Source organism: Nocardia cyriacigeorgica GUH-2, assembly GCF_000284035.1.
Taxonomy (GTDB): Bacteria; Actinomycetota; Actinomycetes; order Mycobacteriales; family Mycobacteriaceae; genus Nocardia; species Nocardia cyriacigeorgica_B.
The window spans coordinates 3,459,437-3,476,098 of the sequence record NC_016887.1; the positions used below are offsets into that span (position 1 = coordinate 3,459,437).

Here is a 16,662-nt window from a genome sequence, read left to right on the forward strand (position 1 = left end):
CGTCATGGAGCGAGGAAGCAGCAAGCACGGCCCGAAACGCGATGACGAACTCGCCCACGAATTGCAGGGCACGATCCGCGGGAACCGTTCCAGCCGCGCCGAAGAATGGCGTGACCCCGAACCACCCGCCGACGATGACCCGGATCTGCAGGTCCGGCCCGAGCTGAGCGAATCACCGCCCGACGAACCACAGCCGTGAGGCTCACGCCGGTCCACGAGGCGGGGGTGCTGCTGGGATGAGTCACTAGCTCATCCCGCGGCCTTGCGCAGCAGCCGGATCACCGCGCGTTCGATGATCGCCGTGCGTTCGGCGTCGGTGTCGACGCGGTTGGCGCGGCGCAGGGCCGCGGCGATCGTCGTGCCGTTCTCGAAGGCCTCGACCACCCGCGGATCGATGTAGGAATCTCGCGCCACGGAGGGTGTGTTGCCGAGGGCGTCGGCGACCTGTCCGAAGACCTCGCGTTCGACACGCCGTCGCCCCCGCTGTGATTGCGGACGTCGCGCCGAGCCGAACCCGGCGGCCGCCAGCACCGTGCCCTGCCAGGTCCGCAGATCCTTCACGGTGCATTCCGGGCTGGTCAGCTCCTTGAAGCGGGCGTTGATCTCCTCGGCGTGCAGCTCGTGGTAGCCGGTGCCGTCACGGTAGACCAGCAGCCGCGGTGTGTCCGTGCGTAGGCGCCGCAGGGTGCGCACCGCCTTGGCCGGCTGCGCACCGTGCACGCGGACCCGGCGCCGGATCCCGCCCTTGGCCACGTAGTCGAACACCATCTCGTCGCCGGAGACCCGCACCTGATCGCGCAGCAGCGTGGCCACACCGCGGGTGCCGTTCTCCTCGGCGTATTCCTCACCGCCGACCCGGAATACCCCGCGATCGACCAGACTGATCGCCAAGGCTTCGACCCGATGGCGCGCCGCGCCCCGCAGATCCAGATCGGCCGCGAGCCGGTCGCGCAGCTCTGGTAGCCGGCGTGCCAGATCGAGCACCCGATCGAATTTCTCCTCGTCGCGTTCCCGGCGCCACCGCTGGTGATACAGGTACTGCCGGCGGCCCGCCGCATCCACCCCGACGGCTTGGATATGACCATTCGGATACGGGCAGATCCACACCTTGCGCCAGGCCGGCGGGATCACCAGCGCGCGAATCCGCTCGAGCGTTTCGGCATCATCGACCGGGTCCCCCGAATCGAGCACATAGGAGAATCCGCGCCCACGCGCGATCCTGCTGATGCCCGGGCCGTAGGGCCTGCTGCGCCGCAATCTCATACGTCCCTCCCCTCACCGAATTAGCCCGCCGCACCGATCTCACACCTGCCCGCCGTCCACGCGGGCGCGACATTGTTTGCCGAACACGGGGTATGCGGTGGGTGAATGCGGCAGGTCCGCGGGACCGGATGGCCGCCGATCGCACCGGAGGGAGCGCTCGTGGACTACATCGATAAGGCCAGGCACCAGGTGATCGACCTGGTCGGGAAAGTTGTGGGGGCCACCGGTGGCGGAGTGAGTACGCAAACGGTCACCATCGCGGCGCCGCGCGCGCAGGTACAGCGGTTCTGGCGGGATCCGGAGAATCTGTCGGCGGTCCTCGACGGCATCGCCCGCGTCAGCGCGACCGGTCCGGATCGGCTCGAGTGGCGGTTCGACCCGCTCGACGGTGAGTCGCTGCGCTGGGAAACCGAGGTGGTCGACAAGACGGACGAACTGCGGTTCGTCGGCGAACACGACGACCAGATCCGGGTGAGCTTCGCCGACGCCCCGCACGATCTCGGCACCGAGGTCACCATCCGCACGACCACACCCGCACCCGGTCTGCTCACCGGGGCCGTGGCCTTCACCGCCCTCTACCGCGCCCGCGCCCTGCTGCAAACCGGCGAATCACCCACTCTCGCGCACAATCCCAGCGGCCGACGCGATGAACAGGAGACGTGATGCGTGCACTGTGCTGGAACGGCGTGAACGATCTCGCGGTCGAGACCGTGCCCGATCCACGGCTGGTCAATCCGCACGATGTGGTCGTGCAGGTGCGGTTGAGCACGACCTGTGGTTCGGACCTGCATTTCATCGACGGCTACCTGCCCGCGATGCGCGAAGGCGACGTGATCGGGCACGAATTCATGGGCGAGGTCGTCGAGACCGGTCCCGAGGTGCGTTCGACGAAGGTCGGCGATCGGGTGGTGGTGCCGTCGTTCATCGGATGCGGGGCGTGCTGGTATTGCGGCAACGGCCTGTACTCGGCGTGTGACACCACCAATCCGAATGCCGCGCTGCAACAACCGCTGCTCGGCTATCCCTCCGGCGGAATCTACGGCTACACCCATCCTTTCGGCGGCTACCAGGGTTCGCACGCCGAATACATCCGGGTGCCGTTCGGCGATGTCAACTGCTTCACCATCCCCGACGGCATCACCGACGAACAAGCGCTGTTCTGCTCCGACGCGGTGCCGACGGGCCTGATGGGCGCCGACTTCTGCGAGATCTCCCCCGGCGATACGGTCGCGGTGTGGGGCAGCGGCGGAGTCGGTCTCATGGCCGCGCACACCGCGCGGCTGCTCGGCGCCGAACGGGTGATCGTCATCGACCGCTTCCCCCGGCGGCTCGAACTCGCCCGCACCCACGCCGGCGCGGAGACCATCGACTACTCGGCCGTGGACAGCATCGTCGAGGCGCTGCGGGAAACCACCGGCGGACGCGGCCCCGACGCCTGTATCGACGCGGTCGGGATGGAGGGCCACGGCACCGGCGTGCAGCAGCTCTACGACAAGGCCAAACAGTTGCTGCGGATGGGCACCGACCGGGCGACGTCGTTGCGGCAGGCGATCCTGGCCTGCCGCAAGGGCGGTGTGGTGTCGGTGCTCGGCGTCTACGGCGTCACCGACAAGTTCCCGATGGCGGTGATCACCAACAAGGGGCTGACCATCCGCTCGGCCCAGCAGCGCGGGCAGGCCTACATGCCGCGCATGTTCGACTACCTCGAGCAGGGCGATCTGGATCCGTCCTATCTCATCACCCACGATCTGCCGTTGACCGAGGCGGTGCGCGGCTACGACCTGTTCAAGAACAGCAAACAGGAGTGTGTGCGCGCCGTGTTCCGCCCATGACCGAACCGGTGCACCCGAGAAAGGCAGGACATCATGGTCGAGGTCCGGACCGAGGTGAGCGCGTCGCCGCAGCAGATCTTCGCGGTGCTCGCCGATGGCTGGTCGTATGCGAGCTGGGTGGTCGGTGCCTCCCACATCCGGGAGGTCGACAGCAGCTGGCCGCAGGTGGGTGCGCAGATCCACCACCGGGTGGGTCCGTGTCCGCTCACCATCGACGACACCACCACTGTGCGGGCCGTCGACCCGCCGCACAGTCTCGAGCTGGATGCGGGGCTGTGGCCGTTCGGCGCGGCCTGGATCCGGCTCGATCTGATCGAGATCGCACCGGGCCGCACCGAGATCCGGATGGCGGAGCAGGCCGTGCGCGGTCCGGGCCGCTGGCTGCCCGGACCGGCCGAAGGCGTGCTGCTGGCCCCGCGCAACAAGGAGGCGCTGGCCCGCCTCGCCGATATCGCCGTCGGCAAGAAGCAGCCCTCCGCACGATCCTGAAGGCGCGCTAGCCGTTTCGGTGGCGGGCGAAGAACCGCCGGGTCTTCTGCTTGACCGAGTGCGCCAGCACCGGCCCCGCGTCCTCGTCGCCGTGTAGTAGCGCCCGCGCCAGCGAGGAGAACTGCTCGAAGGTGGTGTTGGGCGGGATAGGCGCCACATTCGGATCGCAGACGATGTCGAGCACCACCGGCCGCGAACTCGCTAGCGCACTCGACCAGGCGCCGGCCAATTCGGCCGGGTCGTCGATGGATCGGGCGCCGAGCCCGAGGCTGCGGGCGAACGCGGCGTAGTCGACGTCGGGCAGGGTCTGCGAATCCGGGAACTTCGGCGCGCCGTGCATGCCGCGCAGTTCCCAGGTCACCTGGTTGAGATCGTTGTTGTGCAGCACCGCGACGATCAGCCGCGGATCCTGCCACTGCCGCCAATAGCGGGCGATGGTGATGAGTTCGGCCAGTCCGTTCATCTGCATCGCACCGTCGCCGACCAGCGCGATGGCGGGCCGGTCGGGGTAGGCCCATTTGGCGCCGATGGCGTAGGGCACCGCGCAGCCCATGCTGGCCAGCGTGCCCGACAGCGACCCGCGCATCGCACCGTGGAAACGCAGATGCCGGGCGTACCAGTCGGCCGAGGTTCCCGAATCCGCGGTGACCAGGGCGTTGTCGGGGAGCTGCGGAGACAGCTCGGAGAAGATGCGCATCGGATTGATCGGATCGGCGTCGAGCATCGCGACCTCGTCGGCGACGCGCCACCACTGCGTTACCTCCTGCTCCACCCGCTTGCGCCAGGACCGGTCACGCTTGCGGCGCACCAGCGGAATCAGCTCGCGCAGCGCGGCTTTCGCATCCGCGACGATGCTCACCTCATACGGGTAGCGCATGCCGATCCAGGCGCCGGAGCGGTCGATCTGGATGCCGCGCACCTGCCCGAACTCGGGCAGATACTCGCTGTAGGGGAAGTTGGAGCCGATGGTGAGCAGGGTGTCGGCCTCCGACATCAGGAAATGGCTGGCCGTGGTGCCGAGCAGACCGAGCGATCCGGTCACCCACGGCTCGGTATCGGGCAGCACGTCCTTGCCCAGCAGCGCCTTGGCCACGCCGGCGCCGAGCAGATCGGCCAGCCGGGTCAGCTCCTCGGCGCAGCCACGGGCACCCTGCCCCACCAGAATCGCGACCCGCTCCCCCGCGTCGAGAATCTCCGCCGCGCGGTGCAGCGCCTCGGCGTCCGGTGACACGACGCCCTCGCTCAGGCCCAGGCTCGACGGCACATTCTTCATCTCGTGCGCGGGGGCGGTGTAGTCGAGCGAGAACACGTCGGCGGGAACGATCACCGCCGTCGGCGCGCGTTCGGCGATCGCGACCCGGAATGCCCGGTCCAGCACATTCGGTAACTGCTGCGGGACCACGCACAGCTGCGAATACGCGCTGCACACGTCCTTGAAGGCCGCGGGCAGGTCGATCTCCTGCTGATGCGAACCGCCCAGGGCGCTGCGCTCGGTCTGGCCGACGATGGCCACCACGGGGACGTGATCGAGTTTGGCGTCGTAGAGGCCGTTGAGCAGATGGATCGCGCCCGGACCGCCGGTCGCCGCGCACACCCCGACCGAGCCGGAGAACTTGGCGAATCCGACGGCCTCGAAGGCGGCCATCTCCTCATGCCGGGCCTGGACGAACTGCGGATGCCCGACCCCCTCCGCCCAGGCGGCGAGCAACCCGTTGATTCCGTCGCCGGGATAACCGAAGACCTGGCGCACACCCCATTCCCCGAGGCGGCGCAACAGCACATCGCCGACCTGCTCGGCCATGACGTCTCCTCTCGCCGGTCAGGCCGTGGCCAGCTGGGCCTGCCACATCCAGTGCAGTTGCTCGAGCCGGGCGGCGATCTCGATGAACAGATCCTGGGTCACCGGATCGGACTTCTCGGTGGTGTCGATGCGCTCGCGGAACCGGCCGATGACGGTGGCCAGGTTGTCCACGATCGCGGTGATGACGTCGGTGTCCTGCTGCCAGCCGTCGGGGAAGCCGAGCCCGGCCGCTTCCTTGGCCACCGTCTGCGCCCGCCCGTCGGGGCTGACGCCGATCGAGGTGGCGCGCTCGGCCACGTCGTCGGTGAATCCACGCGCGGCGGTCACCAGCTCGTCCAAGGCCAGATGCAGGGGACGGAAGTTCGGGCCGACGACATTCCAGTGGGCTTGTTTGGCGATCAGCGACAGATCGATGAGATCGACCACGCTCGCTCGCAGGGCGTCACCGGTGATGCGCTGCGCTTCGGCGTCGAGGGTGCTCTTGATGGGAACCGACATCGTTATTGCCTCCTCTGAGTTGTTGTCCACCGGTCACGATCGGTCTACCCGGTTCCCGGCGGGCAAACCCGGGCGCCGGTGTCGGCGCCGCCACAGCGGGTACTGCCCTGGCACACGCCGCCTGCGAGGCCGGCCGGACCGGGAGGAGTGAACATGACCGAGCTCAATGCCGTGGCACTGGTGTGCACGTTGAAGAAATCGCCCGCCGAATCCAGTAGTGATCTGCTGGCGAGCCAACTGCTGGCCGAATTCGCTCGCCACGACGTGCGCGGTGAGATCGTGCGGGTGGTCGACTACGACGTGCTGCCCGGGATCACCCCCGATGAGGGCGACGGCGATCAGTGGCCGCGGATTCGCGAGCGCATCCTGGCCGCCGACATCCTGCTCGTGTCCACACCGACGTGGCTGGGCCACATGTCCTCGGTCGCGCAGCGGATGCTCGAACGGCTCGACGCCGAACTGTCCAATACCGACGACCGCGGCCGCCCCGTCATGTTCGGCAAGGTCGCCACGGCGGCGGTGGTCGGCAACGAGGACGGCGCGCACAAGATCATCGCCGATCTGTTCCAGGCACTCGACGACATCGGGTTCACCATTCCCGGCCAGGGCGGGACCTATTGGAACGGCGAGGCCATGAGCGGTGTCGACTACCTGGACCTGGATTCGGTGCCCAAGGCCGTCGCCACCACGAACGCGACCCTGGCGCGCAACGCCGCGCACCTGGCGCGGCTGCTGCGGGCCGAGCCCTACCCGGCCTGAGCGACCGAGCGGGTCAGCTGGACTCGTGCCGCTCCAGGCCGACGGCGTCGGTGAGTTCCTCGCGATGCTGGCGCAGGCCCGGATATTCGGGACCGAGTTCGTCCATCAGATCACCCAGGGCGTCGGCGATGGCATTGAGTTTGTGCTGCACGGCGTCATCGGAGCGGGTCTGGGTGTTCTGCAGCAGCGCGACCAGCAGGAAGGTGATGATCGTGGTGGCGGTGTTGATCACCAGCTGCCAGCTATCGATATTGCGCAACACCAGGATGCTCGGTGCCCAGACCAGCACGATCAGCACACAGAAGGCGAAGAACCAGGCCTTCGACACCATGGCCGCCGCCTGGGTGGCGAACCGGTCGAAGATCGATTGTTTGCCGGTGACATCGGACGGCAGAAGCGCACGGCCTCGCTTCTCGGTCATGGCGGACCTCCTCACGCTCACCGCCCGGCACGCGGCGCGGTTCGTTATCGCTGTATGGGCGCCGTACCCGGTTGATTGCCGAGGCAAACGTTTCGCGTCTTTTCCCGCCGGGCCGAATTATGGCCGACGGCGGCGTCGATGGAATTGTGGATTCCTACGATGGGCGCGGCGATATCGGCTGAAGAATCAAAAACGATGTGGCGAGGGACATTTCGGGTGCGGTGTGTGTTCTGATGGGGCCGGTCCCGAATCCGGGACACCATCGCACAACCGAGGATTGTTTTATGAACTCCAGAATTATCCGTCCGCTCGCCGTCGCCGGCCTGGTGCTCACCGCGGCAGCCATCGGCGCCGCCCCCGCCTCCGCCGAGACCGCCGCGCCCGTCTCCGGCTCGGTGGAGGTGTGCGCGCCCATCCACCTCGGGCCGCTGGAGCTCAGCTTCTGCCTGTAAGCACCGCCTCCGGTCGCCGCGGCGGTGGCGTGTCCCGTCGCCACCGCCGCGCGACTCGCCCAGCCCGGCCCCGGCGCCGATTGTTGGAATCTATAAACGTTTTCGGCATCCGTTCCACCTTGTCACAACCGAAGGTCACAACCCGGCAACGGCTTCGCGCGGTAGCGTGAGTCCCTGCCCAGTGGCCCTGGGTGGGAAGGAATTACCATGTCTGTCGCAGCCTCCGCCGAACCATTTCTCACCTCCTCCGGTCGGCCGGTATCCACACCACTCAAGGATGTACGGACCATTTCCCGTCAAATGGTGGGCCATTTCATCGAAAACGTCGTCCCGTGCGCCACGCTGCCCGGCGAAGCGCTCGACGGTGATATCACCACCGTGACGCGGGTCTGCCTGGAATTGACCAACAGCATGCTCGACGGCCGCGATCTACGTGGCCGCACCGAACGGGTGCAGGACGCCGCCGCCGATTGGGCGCGCGAAGGCATTCCGATCGACACCATTCATCACGCCATCCACGAAGGTTTCAAGCTCGGTTTCGATCTGATCCTGGAAAACGGCACGATCCACGACTTCGATACCGCGGTCGGGGTGGCCCGGCGGTTGATGGACGCCCAGGATATGATCAACTCCGCGGTCTCGGTGGCCTATGTCCGCGAACTGCGTTCGGTGGTCAGCGAACACCACACCGCGGTGCACACGCTGACCTCGGCACTGCTGGGCGGCCAGAGCACCTCCACCATGGCCCGCGAATGCGGCATCGAGGTCGCCGACCGCTATCACGTGGTGGCACTGGAGCTTCCACCGCATCCGGAGGAGCAGGTCTCCGCCCTGGACGAGAAGGTGGTCGCGCGCCGCAAGCTGCGTCGGGTACAAGCCGAGCTGGCCAACCGGTGCGCGGGCAAGGTGCTGTCGCTGCTGAGCGTCGACGGGGGCACCCTGCTACTACCCGCCACCGAATTCACCGACGCCGATCTCGACGCACTGATCGAAAACCTCTCCCGCGCAGGGCAGGTGCCGATCCGCGCAGTGGCGATGACGGCCACGCCCGCACAGGTCCCGGCCGTCGCCGAGCAGGTCCACGAGCTCGTCGACATCGTCCATCTGCTCGGCGGGGCGAGCAAGGTGTATCGCCCGCACGAGCTGGCCTTCGAATACCAGCTGACCCGGCCCGGGCCCGCCCGCGACTACCTCAGCTCGGTGCTGGACTCCCTCGAAGCCCACCCGGAACTGCTCACCACCCTCGAGGTCCATATGGCCACGAATATGCAGCGCTCCCGCTCGGCCCGGCGCCTGTTCGTGCACACCAACACCGTGGACTACCGGTTGAAACGCATCGGCCAGATCACCGGCTTCGACCCCAATGATGTGACCGGCCTGTGCTATCTGCGCGCGGCACTGCTGATTCGCGCCCATCGCGGGCGCAGCACCGCCGACGTCGCTTGAGCTTGCGGCCGCCGGCCTCACATTCGGCGCTGCTGTTCCGTCAGACTGAGGTACCGCGCGCCACGCTGTCGGCCGCCCCGGCCTGTCACACAGGACTCGCGCGCGGTGTCTGGTGTCCGCCCCCGAACATCACGCGATCGAGAGAAGAACATGACACTGTCTGTTGTGGTCGGCGCCGGTGGCGTCGGCACGATCACCGCGCACCTGCTCGCCGATGCCGGGCACGAAGTCCGCCTGATCACCCGCAGCGGAAACGGGCCGCAGGACAGTCGGATCCAGTGCGTCGCCGCCGATGCCGGTGACACCGCCCGGCTGATCGAACTGACCACCGGCGCGCAGACCCTGTTCAACTGCGCCGCGCCGCCGTATCACCGCTGGCATACCGACCTGCTGCCGCTGTTCGGGTCGCTGCTGGCAACCGCGGAGGCCACCCGCGCCGACTACGTCATGCTCGGCAATCTCTACGGGTACGGCGCCCCCACCGCGCCGATGACCGAGGATCTGCCGATGGCGCCGAACTCGGTCAAAGGGCGGATTCGCGCGCAGGCCTGGCAGGAGGCGCTGGCCGCGCACGAGGCGGGCCGGGTGCGGGTCACCGAGGTGCGGTCGAGCGATTTCCTCGGCCGCGGCGGCCAGTCGAACTTCGCGATCCTGGTGGCACCCAAGGTGATAGCGGGCAAGACGGCGCTGTTCCCGGCGGATCTGGACGCACCACACAGCTGGACCGGCACCGGCGACGCGGCCCGCACACTCGTCACCGTCGCGCAGGATGACCGAGCGTGGGGCCGGGCTTGGCACGTCCCCAGCAACCCACCCGTCACACCGCGTCAGCTGGCCGACCGGCTCGCGGCCGTCGCCGGAGCGTCCCCGGCCAGGCTGCGCCGCATGCCGGGCTGGATGCTGCGGGCCGCCGGCCTGTTCTCCCCGGTCGCCCGGGAACTTCCCGAGGTGCTGTACCAGCTCGACCGCCCGTTCGTCCTCGACTCCACGCTGACCGAAAAGACCTTCGGCCTCGCACCCACCTCCCTCGACACCATCCTGCGGGAGATGACGCCCTGAGCAACGAGGCCGCATAGATCGGGTCATCCGAGGAATACCGAAGATCGGCATTGCCCGGCTTGAACCCGATCACCCCGGGTATCCGCGCAACGGGGACAACGACCCGAGGAGGCACACTCATGGCAAGTCAGCTCACCCGGCTCGGTGCGGCAGCGGCGCTCGCGTCCGCGGCGCTCATCGCCGGTTCCGGACAGGCGGCCGCCCAGCCCACCAGCGTCACGATCGACGGCAATATGCAGGTCCTGGGCATGAACGTGTTGCACGTCGATGCGAAGAGCTCGCCGGGCAACCCCACCACCGGCACCTATGTGGCCACCGCCAAGCTGGGCAATATGACGCTGCCGGTGCGCGTCACCGGTCCGGTCACCTGCTTGACGGTCCGCGACAACACCGTGTCGCTGGTCTACCCGATCACCACCATGGAACCGGTGATGCTGTTCCCGCCGGACTCGATGGCCATCCAGATCACGGTCATGAAGGGCCAAGGCGGTGAGCCCAACCGGATCGGCTACGGCGTGCCGATGCCGACCAGCAGCTTCCGCGGCTGCGAACCGGGCCCGACGCCGTTGATGTTCGACGGGACCATCGACATCAAGTGATTCCGCGATAGCCGTCCCGGAGCCGCGTCGACTACCGGGCCGGGCCTGCCGAGGCCCGGTCACAGTCGCCGACGCCAGCACCCTCCCGAGTCAGCGGACCGGGCGGAGCGGCTGGACGCGGGTTCCTACCGATCGCGGACACGAGGCCGATCATGGCTCCGGCGGCGCACCGACGCGACTAGCGTTCGTCGCATGAGTGGTGTCAGCGATCCACCGGAGGGCGACAACACCGACCGCGAACCGTCCGTTGCCGCGACATCGGACGCGGCCGCCGACGCCGCCCGCTTCCACTCCGCCCATCCCGCGCATCCGGCGGCCGGCCGCGGATCGGTCAACAAGCCGGTGTTCCTGGCCGCCGCCGGCATCGTGCTCGCCTTCGCGATCTGGGCGCTGGCCGCCCCCGAGAGCGCGGAAACCGTCGTCGTCGAGGTGAAGACCTTCATCTCCACCTGGTTCGGCTGGTGGTACTTCCTGCTGGCGACCGGCATCGTCGGTTTGGTGGTGTTCCTCGGCGTCAGCCGGTACGGCCGCTTCCGGCTGGGCCCGGAGGAATCGCGCCCGGAATACAGCCTGTTCACCTGGACCGCGATGCTCTTCGCCGCCGGAATCGGCATCGACCTGATGTTCTTCTCGGTCGCCGAACCGGTCTACAACTACCTCTACCCGCCCACCGGCCCAGCCCAGACCAACGAGGCCGCCCGCGCGGCCACGACCTGGACGATCTTCCACTACGGGCTCAGCGGCTGGGCCATGTACGCGCTGATGGGCGCCGCGCTGGCCTACTTCGCCTTCCGGCACAACCTGCCGCTGACCATCCGCGCCGCGCTGTATCCCATCTTCGGCAAACGCGTGCACGGACGCTGGGGCGATGCCATCGACGTGGCCGCCGTACTCGGCACCATCTTCGGCATCGCCACCTCCCTCGGCATCGGCATCGTGCAGCTCAATTACGGCCTGCACGAAATGTTCGGCATCGATCAGGGCAAGGCGGCCCAGATCGGGCTGATCGTGCTGTCGGTGATCGTGGCGACGATTTCGGCGACCACCGGCGTCGATCGCGGAATCCGGCGGCTGTCGGAACTCAACGTCATCATGGCGATCGCGCTGCTGATCTACATTCTGGTCGCGGGCCGGTCGGACTTCCTGCTCAACGCGCTGGCCCAGAACGCGGGCGATTACGTCTCCACGTTCCTCGACCGCACTCTCGACACCTTCGCCTGGGAACGCAATCCGGAGACTCCGAACCAGCCGACCGCCTGGCTGGACGCCTGGACATTGTTCTTCTGGGCTTGGTGGGTGGCGTGGGCACCGTTCGTCGGGCTGTTCCTGGCGCGCATCTCGCGCGGCCGCACGCTGCGCCAGTTCGTGTTCGGGGTGCTGGTGGTGCCGTTCAGCTTCATCCTGATGTGGATTTCAATCTTCGGTAACAGCGCCCTGGATCTGGCCCGCAAAGACACCGAGTTCGGCGAAACCACCGCGGCGCAGGCCGAGGTCGGGTTCTATTCGCTGCTCGAGCAATACCCCGGTGCGCCGCTGCTGCTCGGTATCGCGACCCTCACCGGCCTGCTGTTCTATACGACCAGCGCCGATTCGGGTGCGCTGGTGATGGGCAATTTCACCTCCCGGCTGCCGAACCCGATGGCCGACTGTGCCAAGGGCACCCGCATCTTCTGGTCGGTGGCCATCGGCCTGCTCACCCTGTCGATGCTGTTCGCCGGTGCCGGCGGATCCATCACGACGCTGCAGAACGCCACCATCATCATGGGGCTGCCGTTCTCGTTCGTGCTCGCGCTCATCGGCATCGCGCTGCTGCGGTCGGTGCGCAACGAGTCCTACAAGCTCGACAGCTTCCGCACCGCGCTGCCGCATGCCCTCGCGGTCGGGCGCGGGCCAGCCGAACACGGCAGCTGGCGACGCCGGTTGCTGGCCACCATCAGCTATCCCGGCCCCGCGGCCACCCGGCGATTCATGACCAATGCGGTGCTTCCGGCGGTGCGCGAGGTCTGTGCCGAATTCACCGCGGCGGGCGTGGCGGCGACCGTCGACGAATCCGCCCACAACGAGGGCATGCCGACCACCCGCCTGCTGGTCGATCAAGCCAGCGAACCCCGGTTCGAATACTGCGTGTGGCCGGTATCGGCCCCGGCGCCGACCTACGCCGTGCTCGCGCAGCGTTCGCAGGACCGGTATTTCCGCTGCGAGGTCTATCTCGCCGAGGGCTCGCAAGGCTATTCGCTCAACGGCTACACCCGCGAGCAGATCATCGGCGACATTCTCGACCAGTACGAACGCCATCTCGGCTATCTGCATCTGCGGCGCTCGGCGACCGAACACTACGAGCCGAATCCCGGCGACGTCGACACCGACAGCGATCCGGAAGGGAGAACCACCGCATGAGTGAGACCCTCTATATCGACGGCGTCTGGACCGCGGCCGCGTCCGGCGAGACCCGCGAAATCCGTTGCCCGGCCGACAATTCCCTCGTCGGCGTGGTGGCCGAAGCGGGTGCCGCCGACACCGAGGCCGCCATCGCCGCCGCTCGCCGCGCCTTCGACGACGGCCCGTGGCGCCGGACCTCCGCCGGCGAGCGGGGCGATCTGTTGTTGAAGGTCGCCGACGCGATCGACGCCCGGCGCGAGGAATTCGTGCGCGCGGAAACCCTCGACACCGGTAAACGGCCCTACGAATCCGATATCGATATGTCCGATATCGCGCACTGCTTCCGGTATTTCGGGAAGCTGGCCGCCGAGGACGCGGGCCGGGTGGTCGACGCGGGTTCGGCGGATGTCGATTCCCGGATCGTGTACGAGCCGGTCGGGGTGTGCGGGCTCATCACCCCGTGGAATTACCCGCTGCTGCAAGTGTCGTGGAAGGTCGCGCCCGCGCTGGCGGCGGGCAACACCTTCGTATTGAAACCGGCGGAGCTGACGCCCCATACCTCCATCCTGCTGATGCGAGTACTGCACGAACTCGGTGTGCCCGCCGGTGTGGCCAATCTGGTGCTCGGCGCGGGCGCGACCGCCGGTGCGCCGCTGTCCGCGCACCCCGACGTCGACCTGGTCTCGTTCACCGGCGGCCTGACCACCGGCCGGATCATCGCCCGCGAAGCGGCCGCCACGGTCAAGAAGGTGGCCCTCGAACTCGGCGGCAAGAACCCCAATGTGGTCTTCGCCGACGCCTGCGATACCGATGAGCGGCTGGCCGCGGCCGTGGACAACGCACTCAATGCCGCGTTCCTGCATTCTGGCCAGGTGTGTTCGGCCGGTGCGCGGCTGGTGATCGAGGAAGCCGCGCATGATCGTTTCGTCGACGAGCTGGTGCGACGCGCCGAACAGATCCGCGTCGGCCTGCCGTTCCATCCGGAGACCGAGACCGGGCCGTTGATCTCGGCCGCGCACCGCGACAAGGTGCACGGCTATGTCGAGCAGGCCCGCGCCGACGGCGCCGTGATCCGCACCGGCGGCGCCTTCGCCACCGGTGACCGGGGCGCGGGCAACCTCGACGACGGCTACTTCTACCTGCCCACCGTCATCGACCGCGCTACCCGCGAGATGGCCTGCGTGCACGACGAAGGATTCGGGCCCACCGTCACCGTCGAAACGTTCCGGACCGAGGACGAGGCCGTGGCCATCGCCAACGACACCGATTACGGCCTGGCCGGTGCGGTGTGGTCGGCCGATGCCGCGCGGGCCCGGCGCATCGCCGCCCGGCTGCGGCACGGCACCGTGTGGGTCAACGATTTCGGGCCGTATCTGCCGCAGGCGGAATGGGGCGGATTCGGCCGCTCCGGGATCGGGCGGGAGCTGGGACCGTCCGGGCTGCACGAGTATCGCGAGGCCAAGCACGTCTACGAGAACCTGCGGCCGGGTGTGACCGGCTGGTTCGCCGACCGGAAGGGGCAGTAGTGAGCGAATACGATTACCTGGTCATCGGCGGCGGGTCGGCCGGTGCGGCGGTCGCCGCCAGGCTCTCCGAGGATTCGGCGGTGACGGTGTGCCTGCTGGAAGCCGGGCCCAGCGATGTCGGCGATGAGGCGATCCTGCGCCTGGACCGCTGGATGGAACTGCTCGAATCCGGTTACGACTGGGATTATCCGATCGAACCGCAGGAGAACGGCAATTCGTTCATGCGGCATGCGCGGGCGAAGGTGCTGGGCGGCTGTTCCTCGCACAACAGCTGTATCGCGTTCTGGGCGCCGCGCGAGGATCTCGATTCCTGGGAACGTGAGCACGGCTGCACGGGCTGGGGCGCGGATTCGGTGTATCGGCTCTATCGCCGCATCGAGACCAACGACGCACCGGGCGATCATCACGGGCGCAGCGGCCCGGTGCACATCATGACGGTGCCGCCGGAGGATCCGTGCGGCGTGGCGCTGCTGGATGCCTGTGAGGCCGTCGGCATTCCGCGCGCGGAATTCAATTCCGGGAAGACGGTGGTCAACGGCGCCAACTTCTTCCAGATCAACCGCCGCGCCGACGGCACTCGCGCTTCGTCGTCGGTGAGTTACCTGCATCCGGTGCTGGATCGGCCGAATCTCACCATCCGGACCGGTGCGTGGGCGAAGAGGATCGTGCTCGACGGTGGTCGGGCGGTCGCGGTGGATATCACCGACAATGCCTTCGGCCGCACCACCCGCCTCTCGGCGCGCCGAGAGATCATCGTCTGCGCCGGCGCGATCGACTCGCCGAAGCTGCTCATGCTCTCCGGCATCGGCCCGGCGGATCATCTGCGCGCCACCGGCATCGAGGTGCTGGTCGACTCCCCCGGTGTGGGCGCTCATCTGCAGGATCATCCGGAGGGCGTGATCGGTTTCGAGACGACGCGGCCGATGGTGACCCGCTCGACCCAGTGGTGGGAGGCCGGGATCTTCACCACCACCGTCGACGGTTTGGATCGGCCGGATCTGATGATGCATTACGGCAGTGTGCCGTTCGATATGCACACTCTGCGGCAGGGCTATCCCACCGCCGAGAACACCTTCTGCCTCACCCCGAACGTCACCCATGCGCGCTCGCGCGGCACGGTGCGGCTGCGCTCACGCGATTTCCGCGATAAGCCACGGGTGGATCCCCGCTATTTCACCGACGCCGAGGGCCACGATATGCGGGTGATGATCGCGGGTCTGCGGATGGCGCGGGAGATCGCGGCGATGGCACCGCTGGCCGAATGGGTGGCGCGGGAACTGTATCCGGGCCCGGAGACCGATTCCGATGCCGAACTCGCCGACTACATCCGCCGCACGCACAACACGGTGTATCACCCGGTGGGGACGGTGCGGATGGGCGCCGATGACGACCCGTTGAGCCCGCTGGATCCGCAGCTGCGGGTCAAGGGCGTGGACGGATTGCGGGTCGCGGACGCGTCGGTGTTCCCGGCGCATACGACGGTGAATCCGAATATCACCGTGATGCTGGTCGGTGAGCGCTGCGCCGAACTCGTCGCCGCAGCACGTTAGGCGTTCGCTGTGCCGGACGACGAACTGCCCGACGGTGCGATCTATACCGTCGGGCATTCCACGATGCCGATAGCGGAATTCGCCGAGTTGTTGCGCGGCTATGAGATCGCGCAGCTGGTCGATATCCGCACGATTCCGCGGTCGCGGCACAACCCGCAGTTCAACAGCGACGCATTGGCGGAAAGCCTGCCCGGTAACGGGATCGACTACACACATATGGCGGCGCTGGGCGGGCTGCGGCATTCCCGGAAGGACTCGCCGAATACCGGGTGGCGCAACAAGAGTTTCCGTGGCTACGCCGATTACATGCAGACCGCCGAGTTCGCCGCCGCGCTCGACGGACTCATGCGACTGGGCCGCGCGGCACGCACCGCGATCATGTGCGCCGAGGCGGTGCCGTGGCGCTGCCATCGCTCGCTGGTCGCCGACGCACTGCTCGTGCGCGGGGTGCCGGTGGTCGAGATCATGTCGGCGACCAACTGGCGCCCGCATACGCTGACCTCGTTCGCGCGGGTCGACGGGACGCGGCTGACCTATCCGCCGGAGGACCCGGAGGAGGAGGCCCGATCCTGATCCGCCGCCGTGGCC

General features: G+C 67.9%; 17 protein-coding genes. 13 read left to right on the forward strand and 4 right to left on the reverse strand.

The genetic code is table 11. The features are described 5' to 3' along the window. Window positions 1–4 precede the first annotated feature (4 nt). Window positions 5–199 (forward strand): hypothetical protein, encoded by a 195-nt coding sequence (locus NOCYR_RS15490; RefSeq protein WP_048833429.1) that lies wholly within the window; start codon window positions 5–7, stop codon window positions 197–199. A 50-nt stretch (window positions 200–249) separates the two neighbouring features. Here NOCYR_RS15490 and NOCYR_RS15495 read toward each other — a convergent pair whose 3' ends face one another. After that, window positions 250–1,263, reverse strand: a complete 1,014-nt coding sequence (locus NOCYR_RS15495) for a DNA topoisomerase IB (RefSeq protein ID WP_014351327.1) — start codon at window positions 1,261–1,263, stop codon at window positions 250–252. A gap of 159 nt (window positions 1,264–1,422) precedes the next feature. On the opposite strand from NOCYR_RS15495, the gene NOCYR_RS15500 reads away from it, so the two are divergent. Genes NOCYR_RS15500 through NOCYR_RS15510 form a run of 3 tightly spaced genes read left to right on the forward strand, consistent with a single transcriptional unit; the run spans window position 1,423 to window position 3,584 of the window. Further along, window positions 1,423–1,926 carry a hypothetical protein gene (locus tag NOCYR_RS15500; protein WP_014351328.1) on the forward strand — a complete coding sequence of 168 codons (504 nt, stop codon included), beginning with the start codon at window positions 1,423–1,425 and terminating at the stop codon, window positions 1,924–1,926. Continuing rightward, window positions 1,926–3,095, forward strand: coding sequence for a zinc-dependent alcohol dehydrogenase (locus NOCYR_RS15505; protein WP_014351329.1), 1,170 nt, complete (start codon window positions 1,926–1,928; stop codon window positions 3,093–3,095). Before NOCYR_RS15500 ends, NOCYR_RS15505 begins: the two co-directional genes overlap by 1 nt. 33 nt (window positions 3,096–3,128) lie before the next feature. Further along, window positions 3,129–3,584: an SRPBCC family protein gene (locus tag NOCYR_RS15510; protein ID WP_014351330.1), complete on the forward strand. Its 456-nt coding sequence runs from the start codon at window positions 3,129–3,131 to the stop codon at window positions 3,582–3,584. Window positions 3,585–3,591: 7 nt separating this feature from the next. Here the strand turns inward: NOCYR_RS15510 and NOCYR_RS15515 are convergent, their stop codons facing one another. Together NOCYR_RS15515 and NOCYR_RS15520 are read right to left on the reverse strand one after the other, a co-directional pair. Further along, window positions 3,592–5,385 carry a thiamine pyrophosphate-requiring protein gene (locus NOCYR_RS15515; protein ID WP_014351331.1) on the reverse strand — a complete coding sequence of 598 codons (1,794 nt, stop codon included), beginning with the start codon at window positions 5,383–5,385 and terminating at the stop codon, window positions 3,592–3,594. Window positions 5,386–5,403: 18 nt separating this feature from the next. Next, on the reverse strand, window positions 5,404–5,883 hold the full coding sequence (locus NOCYR_RS15520; RefSeq protein ID WP_014351332.1) for a Dps family protein: 480 nt from the start codon (window positions 5,881–5,883) through the stop codon (window positions 5,404–5,406). Between the two features lie 153 nt (window positions 5,884–6,036). Between NOCYR_RS15520 and NOCYR_RS15525 the strand changes: the two genes are divergently transcribed. Further along, window positions 6,037–6,642: a flavodoxin family protein gene (locus NOCYR_RS15525; RefSeq protein WP_014351333.1), complete on the forward strand. Its 606-nt coding sequence runs from the start codon at window positions 6,037–6,039 to the stop codon at window positions 6,640–6,642. 13 nt (window positions 6,643–6,655) lie between these two features. On the opposite strand, the gene NOCYR_RS15530 is transcribed toward NOCYR_RS15525, so the two are convergent. After that, entirely contained in the window at window positions 6,656–7,063 is a 408-nt protein-coding gene (locus NOCYR_RS15530) for a low affinity iron permease family protein (protein ID WP_014351334.1), read from the reverse strand. Between the two features lie 284 nt (window positions 7,064–7,347). Between NOCYR_RS15530 and NOCYR_RS29955 the strand changes: the two genes are divergently transcribed. The 8 genes from NOCYR_RS29955 to NOCYR_RS15565 all read left to right on the forward strand — a co-directional run bounded on the left by NOCYR_RS29955 (window position 7,348) and on the right by NOCYR_RS15565 (window position 16,647). Then, window positions 7,348–7,515 carry a hypothetical protein gene (locus NOCYR_RS29955; RefSeq protein ID WP_014351335.1) on the forward strand — a complete coding sequence of 56 codons (168 nt, stop codon included), beginning with the start codon at window positions 7,348–7,350 and terminating at the stop codon, window positions 7,513–7,515. 207 nt (window positions 7,516–7,722) lie between these two features. Then, window positions 7,723–8,961 (forward strand): PucR family transcriptional regulator, encoded by a 1,239-nt coding sequence (locus NOCYR_RS15535; RefSeq protein ID WP_048833430.1) that lies wholly within the window; start codon window positions 7,723–7,725, stop codon window positions 8,959–8,961. A 150-nt stretch (window positions 8,962–9,111) separates the two neighbouring features. Further along, entirely contained in the window at window positions 9,112–10,020 is a 909-nt protein-coding gene (locus tag NOCYR_RS15540) for an NAD-dependent epimerase/dehydratase family protein (RefSeq protein ID WP_048833431.1), read from the forward strand. Window positions 10,021–10,139: 119 nt separating this feature from the next. After that, window positions 10,140–10,619, forward strand: coding sequence for a hypothetical protein (locus NOCYR_RS30510; protein ID WP_014351338.1), 480 nt, complete (start codon window positions 10,140–10,142; stop codon window positions 10,617–10,619). 192 nt (window positions 10,620–10,811) lie between these two features. Further along, the gene (betT, locus tag NOCYR_RS15550; RefSeq protein ID WP_014351339.1) at window positions 10,812–13,016 is read left to right on the forward strand and encodes a choline BCCT transporter BetT; all 2,205 of its coding nucleotides are present in this window, start codon (window positions 10,812–10,814) and stop codon (window positions 13,014–13,016) included. Continuing rightward, window positions 13,013–14,524, forward strand: coding sequence for an aldehyde dehydrogenase family protein (locus tag NOCYR_RS30515; protein ID WP_014351340.1), 1,512 nt, complete (start codon window positions 13,013–13,015; stop codon window positions 14,522–14,524). The genes betT and NOCYR_RS30515 overlap by 4 nt, the downstream gene beginning before the upstream one ends. Then, a complete protein-coding gene (locus NOCYR_RS15560) occupies window positions 14,524–16,074 on the forward strand; it encodes a GMC family oxidoreductase (protein WP_014351341.1) in 1,551 nt (516 codons plus the stop codon). Before NOCYR_RS30515 ends, NOCYR_RS15560 begins: the two co-directional genes overlap by 1 nt. Window positions 16,075–16,083: 9 nt before the next feature. After that, window positions 16,084–16,647 (forward strand): DUF488 family protein, encoded by a 564-nt coding sequence (locus NOCYR_RS15565; protein WP_014351342.1) that lies wholly within the window; start codon window positions 16,084–16,086, stop codon window positions 16,645–16,647. The last annotated feature ends 15 nt before the right edge of the window (window positions 16,648–16,662 follow it).

Coding starts and splice junctions, on each gene's coding strand:
- NOCYR_RS15490 (WP_048833429.1), top strand. CDS start 5: ATGGAGCGAGGAAGCAGCAAGCACGGCCCGAAACGCGATGACGAACTC.
- NOCYR_RS15495 (WP_014351327.1), bottom strand. CDS start 1,263: ATGAGATTGCGGCGCAGCAGGCCCTACGGCCCGGGCATCAGCAGGATC.
- NOCYR_RS15505 (WP_014351329.1), top strand. CDS start 1,926: ATGCGTGCACTGTGCTGGAACGGCGTGAACGATCTCGCGGTCGAGACC.
- NOCYR_RS15510 (WP_014351330.1), top strand. CDS start 3,129: ATGGTCGAGGTCCGGACCGAGGTGAGCGCGTCGCCGCAGCAGATCTTC.
- NOCYR_RS15515 (WP_014351331.1), bottom strand. CDS start 5,385: ATGGCCGAGCAGGTCGGCGATGTGCTGTTGCGCCGCCTCGGGGAATGG.
- NOCYR_RS15520 (WP_014351332.1), bottom strand. CDS start 5,883: ATGTCGGTTCCCATCAAGAGCACCCTCGACGCCGAAGCGCAGCGCATC.
- NOCYR_RS15525 (WP_014351333.1), top strand. CDS start 6,037: ATGACCGAGCTCAATGCCGTGGCACTGGTGTGCACGTTGAAGAAATCG.
- NOCYR_RS15530 (WP_014351334.1), bottom strand. CDS start 7,063: ATGACCGAGAAGCGAGGCCGTGCGCTTCTGCCGTCCGATGTCACCGGC.
- NOCYR_RS29955 (WP_014351335.1), top strand. CDS start 7,348: ATGAACTCCAGAATTATCCGTCCGCTCGCCGTCGCCGGCCTGGTGCTC.
- NOCYR_RS15535 (WP_048833430.1), top strand. CDS start 7,723: ATGTCTGTCGCAGCCTCCGCCGAACCATTTCTCACCTCCTCCGGTCGG.
- NOCYR_RS15540 (WP_048833431.1), top strand. CDS start 9,112: ATGACACTGTCTGTTGTGGTCGGCGCCGGTGGCGTCGGCACGATCACC.
- NOCYR_RS30510 (WP_014351338.1), top strand. CDS start 10,140: ATGGCAAGTCAGCTCACCCGGCTCGGTGCGGCAGCGGCGCTCGCGTCC.
- betT (WP_014351339.1), top strand. CDS start 10,812: ATGAGTGGTGTCAGCGATCCACCGGAGGGCGACAACACCGACCGCGAA.
- NOCYR_RS30515 (WP_014351340.1), top strand. CDS start 13,013: ATGAGTGAGACCCTCTATATCGACGGCGTCTGGACCGCGGCCGCGTCC.